Source organism: Chitinophaga alhagiae (genome assembly GCF_003568665.1).
GTDB classification, from domain to species: Bacteria; Bacteroidota; Bacteroidia; order Chitinophagales; family Chitinophagaceae; genus Chitinophaga; species Chitinophaga alhagiae.
On the sequence record NZ_QXMH01000006.1, the window covers coordinates 101,481 to 116,605 of the forward strand.

The 15,125-nt window shown below is 54.0% G+C and carries 7 protein-coding genes; 6 read left to right on the forward strand and 1 reads right to left on the reverse strand.

All coding sequences use genetic code 11. From position 1 onward, the window contains the following. The first annotated feature begins 190 nt into the window (after positions 1 to 190). The 3 genes from D3A97_RS23880 (at position 191) to D3A97_RS23890 (ending at position 8,689) form a co-directional block, all read left to right on the forward strand. Positions 191 to 5,161, forward strand: coding sequence for a translocation/assembly module TamB domain-containing protein (locus D3A97_RS23880; RefSeq protein ID WP_157986734.1), 4,971 nt, complete (start codon positions 191 to 193; stop codon positions 5,159 to 5,161). A 1-nt stretch (position 5,162) separates the two neighbouring features. Further along, positions 5,163 to 7,466 (forward strand): translocation and assembly module lipoprotein TamL, encoded by a 2,304-nt coding sequence (gene tamL, locus D3A97_RS23885; protein ID WP_157986735.1) that lies wholly within the window; start codon positions 5,163 to 5,165, stop codon positions 7,464 to 7,466. 395 nt (positions 7,467 to 7,861) lie between these two features. Next, positions 7,862 to 8,689: a PorP/SprF family type IX secretion system membrane protein gene (locus D3A97_RS23890; protein ID WP_157986736.1), complete on the forward strand. Its 828-nt coding sequence runs from the start codon at positions 7,862 to 7,864 to the stop codon at positions 8,687 to 8,689. Positions 8,690 to 8,789: 100 nt separating this feature from the next. Here the strand turns inward: D3A97_RS23890 and D3A97_RS23895 are convergent, their stop codons facing one another. After that, positions 8,790 to 9,656 carry a molybdopterin-binding domain-containing protein gene (locus D3A97_RS23895; protein WP_119081096.1) on the reverse strand — a complete coding sequence of 289 codons (867 nt, stop codon included), beginning with the start codon at positions 9,654 to 9,656 and terminating at the stop codon, positions 8,790 to 8,792. Positions 9,657 to 10,002: 346 nt separating this feature from the next. Between D3A97_RS23895 and D3A97_RS23905 the strand changes: the two genes are divergently transcribed. The 3 genes from D3A97_RS23905 to D3A97_RS23915 all read left to right on the forward strand — a co-directional run bounded on the left by D3A97_RS23905 (position 10,003) and on the right by D3A97_RS23915 (position 15,116). Then, entirely contained in the window at positions 10,003 to 10,560 is a 558-nt protein-coding gene (locus tag D3A97_RS23905; protein ID WP_119081098.1) for an RNA polymerase sigma-70 factor, read from the forward strand. Positions 10,561 to 10,652: 92 nt separating this feature from the next. Further along, positions 10,653 to 11,636 (forward strand): FecR family protein, encoded by a 984-nt coding sequence (locus D3A97_RS23910; RefSeq protein WP_157986737.1) that lies wholly within the window; start codon positions 10,653 to 10,655, stop codon positions 11,634 to 11,636. A gap of 207 nt (positions 11,637 to 11,843) precedes the next feature. Beyond that, a complete protein-coding gene (locus D3A97_RS23915; protein WP_157986738.1) occupies positions 11,844 to 15,116 on the forward strand; it encodes a SusC/RagA family TonB-linked outer membrane protein in 3,273 nt (1,090 codons plus the stop codon). Positions 15,117 to 15,125 lie beyond the last annotated feature (9 nt).

Consider the following 15,125-nt stretch of genomic DNA (forward strand, 5'->3'; position numbering starts at 1 on the left):
ACATTTTTTCACAGTTATTACAATTATAATCATATGATTACGCGTTCTTTTCTAACAGGATAGGGGCTAATGCCTTATTTTTGCCGCAGGTATGATATTTGAGTGGAAGTAACCATTTACCGATATAAATTGTAATTAATACGTGAGTACCCCCCGCCGGAAAAAAATCTTACGCTGGATCATAGGTAGCGTGCTGACATTGCTTTTGCTGCCCGTTCTCCTTCTTCTGTTGCTGCAATTGCCCGTGGTGCAGGATTTTATGCGCTCCAAAGCCGAATCCTACCTGCGCAGGCAGCTGAAAACGGAGGTGAACATCGGCAGCCTCCGTTTTTCCTGGTGGAATTCCATGACGCTGAAAAACGTGTACGTGGGAGATACGCGTAAAGACACCCTGCTCTCCAGCGGGGAACTGGCCGTAAAATACAACCTGCTGGCCATGCTCGGCAACGAGCTAAAGATCAACACCCTCCGCTGGGAAGATGCGGTGGTGAACATTTACCGCCCGGCGGCAGACTCTTCTTTCAACTACCAGTTTATCATAGACGCCTTCAGCAGCCCCGGCGCAAAGGAAGATACCCTCATTGAAGAATCCGGCACCACGCTGCGGTACCAGATCGGGAACATACAACTTGAACGGATACACGTAAACTTCAATGACTCCCTGGGCGGCATGCTGGCTTCCGTGCGCCTGCAAAAGCTGGAAGCCCTGCCCGATACCCTGCAGCCGGAAAACGGCGTATATTATATAAAGAACTTCCAGCTGGACGGGCTGCAGGCCTCCGTTCTGCAGCAATACCGCACTCCCCCGCCAGACACCGCGCCGCCAGACACGGCCGCCACGCCCTTTGACCTGGCCGTGCGCGAGCTGGCCATCCGCAATACCCAATGGTCTTATACAGACGAAGCCAGCGGCCTGGGCACCACCGGCAGCATGGGCAAGCTGCAATTGCGCAAGGCCCGTTTTGACCTGGTACAGACCCTTGTAGCCGCGGACGAGCTGCTGCTGGAAAAAACCACCGCCGCGCTGGACCTCTCCCAACCGCAAGACACCCTGCAAACCCCGGCAGACACCAGCACCGCGCCTAACACCTGGAAGGTGGCCGCCAAAAAACTGGAGGTGAACGGGGTGGACTTTGCCATGTCCAACCACCTGGAAAAAAGGCTGCCCTACCGCAACGCCCTCGACTATAATTATATGAACATCCGCCAGCTGGCGCTGCGGGCGGAAGACCTGGCCTACAGCGCAGACAGTACGCTGGTGACCCTGCTGGGCGGCGCCATGCAGGAGCAAAGCGGCCTGCGGCTCAAAGCGCTCAGGGGCAAGGTGCGCTACACCAGCCAGGAAGCGCAGCTGAGCAACTTCCTGCTGCAAACAGCGGAAAGCAATATTGATGCGGACATACACCTGAAAACCGGCTCCTGGGCCACGGTGGCAGACCAGCTGCCGCTGCTGGAAATAAACGCAGACATCCGCCCATCTGCCCTGGCCATGAAGGAAGCCCTGTTCTTTGTGCCGGACATGCGCAACACCCCTTCCCTGCAGCCGCTCTGGAAAAAACGTGTATCCCTCCACGGTAGCATGAAAGGCAGCCTGGCCCAACTCGGCATTGACGGGCTGGAAGTGAAAGACAATGACGCCAATTACCTCTTCGTAAAAGGCACCGCTTACCAGGTAACAGATCCCGACCGTGTGGGGGCAGACCTGGTGAACGTTAAGCTGCAAAGCAGCCGGCGGGGCCTTGCATCCTGGCTGCCGCCCAACACCCTGCCCGCCTCCGTGAAGTTGCCCAACCGCCTGGCCCTCAACGGCAGCATGCGCGGCGGCATGCAATTGCTGCGGCCAGACCTGGCGCTGACCACAGACATGGGCAACGCCAGCATCAAAGGCGAGCTGGCAAATTTTATGGACACCAAAAATATCCGCTATGATGTAGCCCTCCATACAGACCGCCTGCAACTGGGCAACCTGCTGGGAGACACCACCCTGGGCAACCTCACGGGCAGCGTAACGGCCAAAGGCAGCGGTACAGATCCGCAAACCGCCAGCGCCCTGGCCAATGTAGACATCCGCTCTTTCACCTATAACCGTTACACCTACCAGGGCGTGAAAATAGACGGCCGCCTGCAAAAAGGCGCCTACGCCGTAAAAGGCGGCATCAATGACCCCGCCGCCGTGGCCCGCTTTGAGGCCTCCGGCCAGTTGGACACCCTTCACCCTGACCTGCGGCTGCGCGCCGACCTGGACAAGCTGGACCTGCTGGCTACCAACTTCAGCGCCACTCCCATGACCGTCAAATCATGCCTGGACGCGGAGGTAGACAACCTCTCCCCCCGCCGCCTCACCGGGTTTGCCGCTATTCATAAAATACAGATCACGGATGACAAGGAGATGTACGCCATGGACAGCATTCTGCTGAAAGCCACCACGGCAGACAGCCTGCAGCAGATCAGCCTCACCGGCCCCTTCGGCTACATCCGCGCCTTCGGGGACTTCAATTACCAGACCCTTGCCACCGCCGCCGGCAACCTCATTACCCGCCACCTGGAAGCCCAGGCGCCGCCCGCCCCCGCCGGCCAGGAAAGCCAGTGGGTGCAGTTCAGCGGCAGCCTCTCCATTCCCAAAAGCCTGCGCAGCCTGCTGCCTGACATAGACCTGCCCAAACCCGTAACGCTTAACGGCCGCATGGACACAGACAGCAGCTTCCTCCTGGCCCACATTGCCGTGCCCACCATGCGGTACGACTCGTTCAAGGTAGACACCCTGGAGGTAGACCTGGCCGCAGACACCACCCGCATGGACACCAAAATACTGCTGGGCGCACTGCACCATCCGCAGATCCCCCTGCAACGCACCTCGCTCAGCGTGGCTGCCAGCGGCGGCCTGCTTGACTGGGACCTGCTCATGGGCCGCAACAGCGACCGGCCCAAGTATAAGCTCGGCGGCCTGGTACGGTTCGGGGAACAAGACAGCCTGCTCATTTCCCTCAAAAAAGACCTGCTGCTGAACCGGCAGCCATGGAACGTAAGCGGGGATAATAATATGGTGATACAGGGCGGCGGCGTGGCTTTCGCAGACATTGGCCTGCAGAAAGGCAACCAGGAGCTGAAAATCACCACCGGCCAGCGCGCCGGGGGCGCTACCCTGCCTGACCTGACGGTGATGCTCAAAGACTTCCGCCTCAGCACCATTACCAGCCTCATTGAAAAAGACACCGCCCTGGCGGAAGGCATCAGCAACGGCAGCATCACCGTCAGCAACCTGGATGCCACGCCGCTTATAGACGGGCAGTTGAAAATAGACAGTCTTGCCGCCATGGGCGCGGCCATCGGCACCCTTGACCTCACCGCGCGGACCACTGCGGAAAAAGCCGTGAGCCTCAACGCGGGCATCAAGGGCAATGGCAATGACCTTACCCTGCAGGGCACCTATGCAGACGTTATGGACCTGCGGCTGGACATTGCCGCGCTCAGCATGAAAAGCGCCGAGCCCTTCACCTTTGGCAACGTTAGCGGCATGAGCGGCGTTACCACCGGCAGCATTACTGTAAAAGGCACTACAGAGAAGCCGGTAATCAGGGGTAACCTGCATTTTGAAAAAGTAAAAGGCCGGGTAACCGCCATCAATAGCATCATACAACTACCCGCTGAAGCCCTGGTGCTGGACGATGCCGGCATGCGTTTCAACCAGTTCGTTATTGCAGACAGCAGCGGCAATGAGGCCGTGATCACCGGGCAGATACTCACCCGGGACCTGGAGCGCTTCCAGCTGCAGCTGGACCTTACCGCCCAGAACTTTCAGGCGCTGGGCCCGCAGGCCAACAACGACCCTGACCAGTTTTATTACGGCCCGGCCTGGGTGGATGTAGACGCCCGCATCCGCGGCACGCTTGACCTTCCCCGCGTGGAAATGGACCTCAAGCTCCGCGAAAAATCCCAGGTAACGGTAATGATACCCGAAGAAGACCCCGGCATTGCGGACCGCGCCGGCGTAGTGGAATTTATTGATCCCGCCATGTGGCTGGATACCACGCTCAAGCTCAAAGACACCGTTCGCCTGGCTACCACCGGCCTCAAAGGCATTGTATTTTCCGGAGACATTACGGTAACGCCGGCATCTACCATGAAAATAGTGATAGACCGTACCAACGGAGACTACCTGGAAGTGAAGGGCAACGCCACCCTCAACCTCACCATGGACCCCAGCAGCAAAATGAGCCTTACCGGCCGGTACGAGATAGACGACGGTAAATACCAGATGTCTCTCAACCAATTGATCAAGCGCGAGTTCAAGATAGAAAAAGGCAGCACCATCATCTGGAACGGCGATCCCCTGAGCGCGGACGTGAACATAACCGCCCGCTACGACGTGAACGCCGTGGCCGGAGACCTGCTGCAAGACCAGATATCCTCAACAGACCCTACCCGCGGCCGCTTCAACCAGAAGGTGCCCGTAGAGGTATACCTGAAGATCACCAAGGAGCTGCTGAAGCCGGAGATCGCCTTTGAGCTGGACATGCCGGAGCGGGAACAGGGCGCCCTGGGCGGTATGGTGTACACCCGCATCAAACAGATCAACCAGGTGCAGTCTGAGCTGAACAAACAGGTGATGGGCCTGCTGGTGCTGAACCGCTTCATTTCCGAAAGCCCCTTTGACCAGCTGGACAGCAAGAGCGGTAGCGCGGCGGAAGATATTGCCCGCAAGAGCGTGAGCAAAATTGTGTCTCAGCAGCTCAACAACCTGGCGGGCAGTCTTATAAAAGGCTTTGACGTGAATTTTGACCTGCAGAGCGAAAACGAATATACAGACGCCGGCAGCCGGGAAGAAAGCACCAACCTGAAGGTAGACGTGAGCAAGCGCCTCTTCAGTGACCGCCTTACCGTAAGCGTGGGCTCCAACATCGGTATTTCAGGCGCCCAGTCTCAAAACCAGAACGCCAGTTCCATTATAGGAGACGTATCTGCTGAATACACCCTCACCAGGGACGGGCGTTACCGCATCAGGGCCTACCAGCGGAACGTAACGGAAACCGTGGTGCAGGGGCAGATCGTTGAAACCGGGCTGACCTTTATGCTGGTAATGGACTATGACGAGTTCCGGGAAATATTTGGCAGGAAAAAAGAAGAAAAAAAGCAGGAACGGCTGCGGAAAGAAGATAAGTAGCATGAACAGATCAGGACAATATCTCATTTTATGCGGACTGGCCCTTTTACTGGCCGCCTGTTCCTCCACCCGCACCGTGCCGGAGGGAGACCGCCTGTACACCGGCCATGAAGTTAAATGGACGGAAAAAAAGAAACCAAAAGACTACAGCGTGCTCAAAGCCGGTATAGACGAGCGCGTACGCCCCACTCCCAACCGCAAGTTCCTGGGCATGCCCTTCAAGCTGTGGCTGTATAACCTCGGCAACGAGCCCAAGGGCAAGGGCCTTAATTACCTGCTGCGCAAAAAATGGGGAGAGGCCCCCGTGCTGCTGAGCCAGTTGAATGCAGACAGGAACGATGAAGTGCTGACCAGCTACCTCGAAGACAACGGCTACTTCCAGTCCGAGGTGACCCATACCATCAAAAACAAGGGAAAGAAAAAGGCCGGCGTGGAATTTACCGCCACTCCCAACCACCGGTACACCATTCACCGCGTTCGGTTCGATACCGATACCGGCGTGCTGGGCAGGATGATCATGCTGCACGCCAGGAAAACCCTGCTGAAACCGGACGACAATTTCAGTCTTGATAAAATAAAGGCCGAACGGGAGCGCATACACGACCATCTCAAGGAAGAAGGCTTCTACTATTTTACGCCTGACTACATGCTGGTGCAGATAGACAGTTCCCTCAGGGGGCAGGTAGACCTGTACGTGAAACTGAAACCCAACACGCCCGCCACCGCCATCCGCCAGTACTGGATGAAGGAAGTAGAGCTGTACACCAACTATGACCTGGCCAAAGACAGCGTACAGCGCAATGCCCAGGGCGTCAAGTACCAGAACTTCACCATTATTGACCCGGACTCCCTGTACAAACCCGTTGTATTTGACAGGAGCGTGTTCCTGCAGCGGGACAGCCTGTACCGTATCAGTTCTCACAACATCACCCTGCAGCGGCTGGTGAACCTGGGCACCTTCAAATTTGTACGCGGCAATTTCAGGCCCATGCGTGACAGCGCGCTGCTGTTGGCCCGTTTCTTCCTGACGCCCTACCCCAAGCGTTCCCTGCAATTTGAGGTATCAGGCACCTCCAAGTCTAATGGCTTTGTAGGGTCGCAGGTGAAGGTCTCCGCCAAAAACAGGAACTTTCAGCGAAAGGCCAACCTGCTGGAGATCAACCTGGGCGGCGGCTTTGAAACGCAGGTGGGCGGCAAAACCACGCAATTGTCTACCAATGCCTATAGTCTCAATGCGGAAGTGGCCATTACCATGCCGCGGTTTTATACCCCCTTCATCAAGTTCAACCCCCGCACGCCTTTTGTGCCTAAAACAAGGTTCAGTTTGGGATACGAATTGCTGAACCGGCCCAACCTCTATAACCTGAACGCCTTTACCGGCCAGTACGGTTACCTCTGGAAACAGACGCGTTTTCTCGATCACGCCCTTTACCCTGTTGCCATCACCTACGTGTTGCCCGGCAACGAATCTGCCGAGTTCCTGGCACAAAAAGAGCAGGACCCGGCGCTGAAACAGTCCATTTCCAAGCAATTCATTTTAGGAAGTAACTATAGCTTAATATTTAATAATCAATCTCCTGTAAAATATCACAGTTTCTTTGGCCTGTTCAACATAGACATAGCCGGCAACCTGTCTGGCCTGGTGGTACCCACTGCCGCGGACGGGGTGAAACGCCTGTTGAACAACGAAATATCCCAGTACATCCGTGCCAACGTGGATGGCCGGCACTACTGGAAACTAAGTGATAACTTCCGCTGGGTGAACCGGCTGTTTGCCGGGTACGGGTACGCCTATGGGAAAAATTCAGAGGGCGTTCCGCCCACGCTGCCTTTTGTAAAACAATTCTTTACCGGCGGTAGCAACAGCATCAGGGCTTTCCGGGCCAGAACGCTGGGCCCCGGCTCCTACCGCGATACCAACCCTGACCGCAACCTGCTGCTGGCCAATGCAGCCGGGGACATCAAGCTGGAGTACAACTCCGAGCTGCGCTACAAGCCTAACAATTTACTTGAACTGGCCGCCTTTGTAGATGCCGGCAACATCTGGCTGGGCAAAGCGCCTGATACGTTGCAGTCTCAGGTGTTTGCCTTTAACCGCTTCATGAAAGAAATTGCGGTAGGTGCGGGCCTGGGGTTAAGAATTGACGCATCCATTTTGCTGATACGCTTCGATGTGGCATTCCCTTTAAGGAAACCCTGGCTGCCTGACGGAGAGCGATGGGTATTTGACCAGATCAGCTTCGGGGATGGCCAGTGGCGGAAAGAGAACCTGATACTGAACATTGCCATCGGGTACCCGTTCTAGGCTTTTATGGGAGAAACGCCGCGAGGTAACCTGAAAGATGTCTCCCTCCCTTATCTGGCCGGGCAAAGTATCCTTTCCCGGCACTGTTCTATGCCCCTTACCTCAATTTGGAAAAAAACATTTCCTGCATTTCAACTTTCATCATACGTATTCTTCAGGTTAAAAACCAGTCAGTTAATCTCTCAAACCCGCCACCCCATTGAAATTTAATCATATTAATGTTTTTGTTTAATTTAATTTTAATTCTATATTTGTTGTCCGACTGATTTGTACCCATTGATATTCCTGTACCTAATTGATATCTGATGAAAAGAAACTCTACTCTTCGTTTACTTTTAATAGTTTGCATGGCTTCATTGCCCAATTTACTTCAAGCACAGGGCTTTGATAAAAACATGCCTCCGCAGGACCCGCTGCTGACCTCCTATTTCCAGAACCGGTACCTGGTCAATCCCGCTATGGCGGGCGCGGACTCCGGCCTGAACATCAACATCGGTTACCGGAAGCAATGGAAAGAGGTAACGGACGCGCCTGTTACATTTGCGCTTACGGGAGACTACCGCCTTGGCAAAAGCATGGGGATCGGTTTAACCGTTCTGAATGACCAGGCCGGCGTGCTGAAACAAAACCGTGTGGCCCTCACCTATGCCTACCATGTGGAACTAAGTGAAGAAGAGGACCTGCATATAGGCGTTACCGGTGCAATAGACAACCGGCATATAGAAAAACGCAAGAACGCCCCGCAAGACCCTTATGTGGATGAATTTAACAATAAAGGGAACGAGTTCCAGGCAGACCTTGGCGTAGCCTATACCAATGAGAAGCTGACCCTGCAGGCGTCTCTGCCCAACCTGACGCGCACGTTCAGGAATACGGATGAGGTGGAACCGCGCAGCAGTCCCAGCTTTTTTGCCTCCGCTTCTTACAAGCTCGGTACCAAATGCCCGCAGATCAATTCCGTTGAGCCGCTGGTGGCTTTCCGCGCCGTGAAGGGATACAAGGCCGTAGCCGATGTGGGCGCCAAGGTGAACTTCTACCGTAATACGGTGAACATGTTTGCGCTGTACCACTCCAACAACGCCGTATCTGCCGGGGTGGGCTTCCAGTTCAAGAACTCTATTGAAGTGCAGGCCAGCTACACTTCGCAAACCGCAAATGTACAAGGGAATATGAATATTGATGGAAATTTTGGTTTAGGTATCAAGATCCGGCTTTTTAAATAAGATACTACCCCTCAAAAATATGGTCCGCTGCTGAAAATTGAAGGGTGCTTCCTGTTCTGCAACATTGGAAGCACCCTTTCCCGATTATGGCAATTGTTGGTTAATGACTCCCGTTTACGGGTGGCGAGAACGGATCTATCCAGGGATAGAACGGCACCAGTGAGCCCGGCTCCAGGCTGCCGGCGTCTGTACTGTGGCAGATGAACCCGTCTGCATGCGCGGCGGCGGCCACCTCGGCGTTCCTGGAAAAATGCAGCCCCCTGATCTTCAACCCGTTCTTGTTCACCATGGCCGCCGGCACAAACTCGTCCAGCACGCTGACCGCAGACCTGTTTTCCGAAAAGGGCAGCAGCCAGGGTTTCAGGGCCGGCAGCTGCCAACAGGCGCGGATATACGATTCCAGGAACAGCTTGCCGCCCACCTGCACCCCGAAAGTATTGGACGGCAGCACCATCACCCTGGTTTTGGTAGGGCTGTAACCCAGCCAGAAAGATTTAAAAGGTTTTGCCCGTACTTTGTGGAACACCTGCTCCACTTCCAGCTCCTGTAATATTTTGAGTACGCCTTCTTCTCCGCATATCACCAGCAGGTCTGTTTCCAGCCCCTCCCTGATGGCATTTTCCAAAGCCGCGGGCTGCGCCGGTACCCTTTCATTCACGGTCGGCAGAATGGTATATTGCTTCAGCAAGGTGTTTAGCGTATAGTTATTGGCCGCTTCCTCCCCCAGGTTGAGAACGGTGATGCGGGGCGGCCGGTGTACTTTCAGCGCGCCGGCGCCTTCAGACATCAACAGGGCCATATGCTGAAAGTTGATGCGGGTGCCGGCATCCAGCAACGGCTTCCCTTCCGGCGTAACCAGCGGCTCAGACAATACCCTGCCAACGGCGTGCTCCGGCAGCACCTGTTCTGTTCCCCAACTGGTCCGGCAGGCCGCGATCTGTTGAATGGCGGCGGTAACACTGATCATGAGCCACAATGTTTTGCGTACAGGATAAAGACAAATCGGCCTAAAAACCGGAGGGTTCCTTCACGGCTTTCACATGCATGCAGGAATTGGGGCCGCTGGGAGACCCTCCGGTTACTGAATAAATAATATTATTAATATTTACATACCAACTTTACTGACCGTAAAATACAAAAACACGCTATTATTTATCCGTTTTATAGATAAAAATAACCAGAATCTCCTAAAAACAACCATACTGCCATCAAAAATACACATGTTCTGATCTGATAACATGATCTGTTTTTTATTTATGAAATTTTTATGTTCAAATGAATATTTTTGTTCCATCGCCAAAACATAGCCACGTATGTATAAACTATCGAACGAAGAGATCCTGGTATTGATGCAGCAGGGCGATGAGGCTGCATTTGAAGAACTTTATAACCGCTACTGGAAAAAGTTATACAATGCCATCTACAGCAGAACAAGGTCTGTGGAATGGTCTGAAAGCATTGTGCAGGATTTTTTCACCAGCCTTTGGTTGAAACGCAGCAAGCTGAAGATCAGCAGCTCTTTTGAAGCGTACGCTTTTACCGCCGTGCGCTACCATCTCTTCCATTATATCCAGAAAGAAGTTATCAGGAAAAAATACAGCGAATCGCTGAAAGCCCAGCCCGTGCGTGATACCAATTTCACGGAGGAAATGGTGCTGGCCAACGATCTCAGCAACAACCTCTCAAAGGCCATTACCCAGCTGCCGGAAAAGTGCCGCTCCGTATTTGAATTGAGCCGCCACTCGCATAAAACCAACCGGGAAATTGCGGAAGAACTGGGAATTTCCGAAAAGACCGTAGAAAACCACCTCACCCGCGCCCTGAAGTACCTCCGCCTGAACCTCAAGGAAATGTTCCTGTTCCTTTTTTGATCTCCTCCTGCCCTTCCAGAAAAAAAATTTTGACCCGCTTTGGGGGTAAGTGTGTTTTGAACGGACATACTATCAAACACCGCAACCCGAAAATGAAAAACGAAATACCATACGGGCTTATAGAAAAATACCTTCAGCAGCAATGTACGGCTGAGGAAGAACAGGCACTGTATGACTGGTACGATGCCCTGGAATCTGGAGAAGGGCTTGACGAGACACTCCCCCTTTCCAGCCAGCAGGCATTGCAGGAACGGATGAGAGGCCGGATACGGGCAAACATCACAGAAGCGGAGCAGCGCGTTTACAAGCGCCAGGCCACCGTCAGGCGTTTGGCCTATGTACTGTCTGGCGCGGCCGCGGTACTGGCGCTGGCCTTCGGCACGCGGTGGCTGATAAAAGACGGCCCGGCGGTACCGGGCGCCGGCATTACCGGCGAGATATCCATTTCCAACACTACCGCGGGCATGCATAAACAAATGCTGCCAGACAGCAGCATTGTCTGGCTCAGCCCCAACTCCCGCCTGGAATACCCGCAGCAGTTCAGCGGCAACGCCCGCCAGCTGAAAATGACGGGTGAAGCGTTTTTCCAGGTAAAGGAAGACGCCCGCCGCCCTTTTATCATTTATAGCAACGGCATTGTGACAAAGGTGCTGGGTACCAGTTTCCGGATCAGATCTTTCGAAAATGCCCCCACAGAAGTGGCTGTGGCCACAGGCAAGGTGTCTGTTGCCATTGAAGGGGATAACCGTTCGGAAAAGCTCGTGCTGCCGGACCAGCACATTACCTATAAACCGGGGAGCAAGCAGCTGGACATGGACTCCTCCGCCGCCGCATCCATGCTCATATGGCAGAAAGCCGGCCTTTCATTCAGCAACACCCCTGTCAGCAAAGTTATTAAAGCGCTCAACCAGCAGTTTGGCGTACAGATATTACTGAAAGATGAATCTACCGCGGCATATTTGCTCAACGCGGATTTCACCGGCCAAAATCTTCCCGATATTCTAGACATGATGCAAACATCCCTGAATATCACTTATGAATTACAAGGCAACCAAATCATTTTCTTCAAAAAATAATAAACCGTGATAACGTAACTAACTAACCGGAAAAAAAGAAAAAACGGCCTGAAAGTGAGTCAGCACCTTCAGACCGTTACAGGCAACCACCCTGAGTGAACACATTGGCGTGTGAAGGGAGATTGCTATGTCTCAGTTTTTTAACAAAATGAAACACTCCAAGTTATGAAATTTAATTTACAAACTCGCGTCAACTGGTGTAAAATCATGAGAATCACCTTTAGCCAGCTATTGATAGCGTTCACCTTTACCAGCTTTACCTATGCGCATACGGCAGACGGACAGGCCATTCTTGACCGCCAGGTAGACCTTTCGGTTCAGAGCATCAGCCTGGACCAGGTGTTGAAAAAACTGGAAAGATCGGCAGATGTCAAATTCATATACAGTAACAATATTATTGACGCCAGCCAGAAAGTAACGCTGAACGCACAGGGAGAAGTGCTCAAAGTAGTACTGGACAGGCTGCTGCTGCCAAAAAAGATCCGGTACAGGGTAGTTAACGACTGCATAGCGCTGAGCTATGAGGCGCTAGACGCTCCCGTGCGGGCGCCGGTGCCTGAACTGCGGGAAACCATTGCCCCCGCCGCTCCCCTGGTGATCGTTAACGGCAACGTAACAGACCCTTCCGGCACCATGCTGGTGGGCGTTACCGTACAAGCAAAAAAAGGCAAAAAAGGAACCGTTACAGACGCCAGCGGACGGTATTCCCTGGATGTGCCCAACCTGAACGATACCCTGATATTTACCTACGTGGGCCACAACCGCCAGGAAATCCCCCTGGCCGGCAGGGCTACGGTAGACATTGTGATGGAGCCCATTTCACAATCGCTGAACGATGTAGTGGTAGTAGGTTACGGTACGCAAAAGCGGAAAGACCTCACCGGCTCCATCAGCACCGTCAGCTCCGGCGTTATAGAGCGCGGCAACCCGGTAAGCCCCCTGCAGGCATTGCAGGGCCAGGCGGCGGGGGTTAACATTGCAAAAACCAGCAGCCTGCCCGGCACAGATTTCCAGATAGACATCCGCGGCCTCGGCTCTATCAATTATGACAATGCGCCCCTGGTGGTGATAGACGGTAACATGGGCGGCGATCTCAACAGCCTGAACCCCAGTGATATTGCGTCCATAGATGTGCTGAAAGACGCCTCCGCCACCGCCATCTACGGGTCTCGCGGCGCTAACGGCGTGATCATCGTTACCACCAAACAGGGTATTGCAGGCACCATCCGCATTACCTATGATGCCTACGTAGGCATGCGCAAGGCCGCTCACCTGCCCGCCATGCAAAACGCGCAGGAATGGGTAAAAGCCAATCCCACTGCCGTTCTTACCAGTACCGAAAAGGCCCTGGTAGACGCCGGCAAATCTACGGACTGGATAGACCTCATTACCCGCCCCGCCATGCAGACCAACCATGTACTGGCTGCTTCCGGCGGCACTGAAAAAGTGAACTACTACTTTTCCGCCGGCTACCTCAACCAGGACGGTATTGCCCGCGGCATCAACTATAAAAGATATACGCTGAACGGCAACATCACCACGCAGATCAACAAAGTGCTGAAAGCCGGCTTCAATACCAACTTTGCGTACAGCGTGCAGAACACCGGTTCCCTGGAAACCATCCGCTCCGCCTACCGCGCGCGCCCTACCGGCGTGTCTTATTACGATGAAGTGCTGAACCCCTCAGAAAGCACCGATGTAGACTTTAAAGGTTATGCGCTCTGGATGGGCATTAACGACCACCAGGTATTGAACCCGCTGGTAGAGTCTTATGACGGTAACCAGCTGCTGGAAACCAAGCAATCCCGTTTCAACGCCAGGGGCTTTGTAGAACTGACGCCGTTGAAAGGCCTCTCTATCCGCTCTTCCCTTTCTACTTTCGTGTATGGTACTGGCATTGGGGACTACCGTGGTACCTTTACCAAGGCCAACCTGGGCTCCGCCAAACCCACGGCCTCACACGAAACGCAGTCACAAACATCCTATACGCTGGATAACCTGGTTACCTACAAGCTGAACGTGTCCAAACACAGCCTGAACATCACCGCCCTGCAAAGCGCCTATAAAAGAAGGGACGAGCAGTATATGATATCCGTAAAAGACCTGCCGTACGAATCAGGCTGGCACAACCTCGGCTCCGCCGGCACCATTGTGGGCATCAACAGCGACCTGTCTGAAAGAGCGCTGCTCTCCTACATGGGCCGCGTCAACTATGGCTGGAAAGACCGGTACCTCCTCACCCTTACCGGCCGCTGGGACGGCGCCTCCCAACTGGCGCCCGGGCACAAGTGGGGTTTCTTCCCCTCCGCCGCGCTGGCATGGAGAGTGATCGAAGAGCCCTTTGTAAATAACCTCGGCGTTTTTTCCGATCTGAAGCTCAGGGTCAGCTACGGCCTGGTGGGCAACAATGTGGTACCGCCATATGGTACCAAGTCTACACTCAACAACACCAACTATGACTTTGGCGGCGCCTCCGCTTTCGGTTTTGCCCCCGCCAACATTGCCAACCAGCAACTGGGCTGGGAAAAGAGCAGAGAAGCGAATATCGGCCTCAACATCGGGTTCCTGAAAGGAAGGATACTGGCAGACATCGACCTCTATAAAAGAAATACGCTTGACCTGATCATGAAACAACAGCTGCCCACCTCCACCGGCTTCAGCAACGTAACCTCCAACATCGGCAAGGTACAGAACAAGGGTGTGGAAGTGGCGCTGAACACGGTAAACCTGCAAACCAAACATTTCAGGTGGAGGACCACCATCAACTTCTCCGCCAACAGGAACGAAATACTGGAACTGTATGGCGGCGGCGTTACGGCAGACATCGGCAACAGCCTCTTTGTTGGCCACCCGCTCAGGTCTAATTACGATTACCAGCTGGCAGGCATCTGGCAGCTGGCAGACTCCGTGCTGTCCAAACAATACAACCAGAAAGCCGGTACCGTACGGGTGGTAGACCAGAATAACGATGGAAAAATTACGGCAGACGAAGACCGTGTGATACTCGGCTCGCAGCAGCCGAAATGGATGGCCGGCATTCTCAACTCCTTTACTTACAAGAACTGGGACCTTTCCTTCATGGTATACACCCGCCAGGGCGCGCAATACAGGAATGCCATGGTGGCCGGCACCATGGGCGAGATCGGGAAAGGCCGCTACAATGCGCTGGCACTGAATTACTGGACGCCGGAAAATCCCACCAACGATTATTACGGGCTCAACAATGCCGGCCCTTACCGCTCCGCCATTTTCTATAACGACGCCACTTACTGGCGCGTAACGGATATTACGCTGGGCTATGTGGTGCCGCCGGCCGCGCTGAAAAAGATAAAGCTCAATAGTGTAAGGTTGTACGGCCAGGTGATGAACCCCTTCGTATTCACGAAGTTCATCAGCTTTGACCCGGAATACAATTCCAGCACCTATAAAGACGACCTTCCGTCTGTCAATTTCACATTTGGTCTTAACGCATCGTTCTGATCCGCTTTA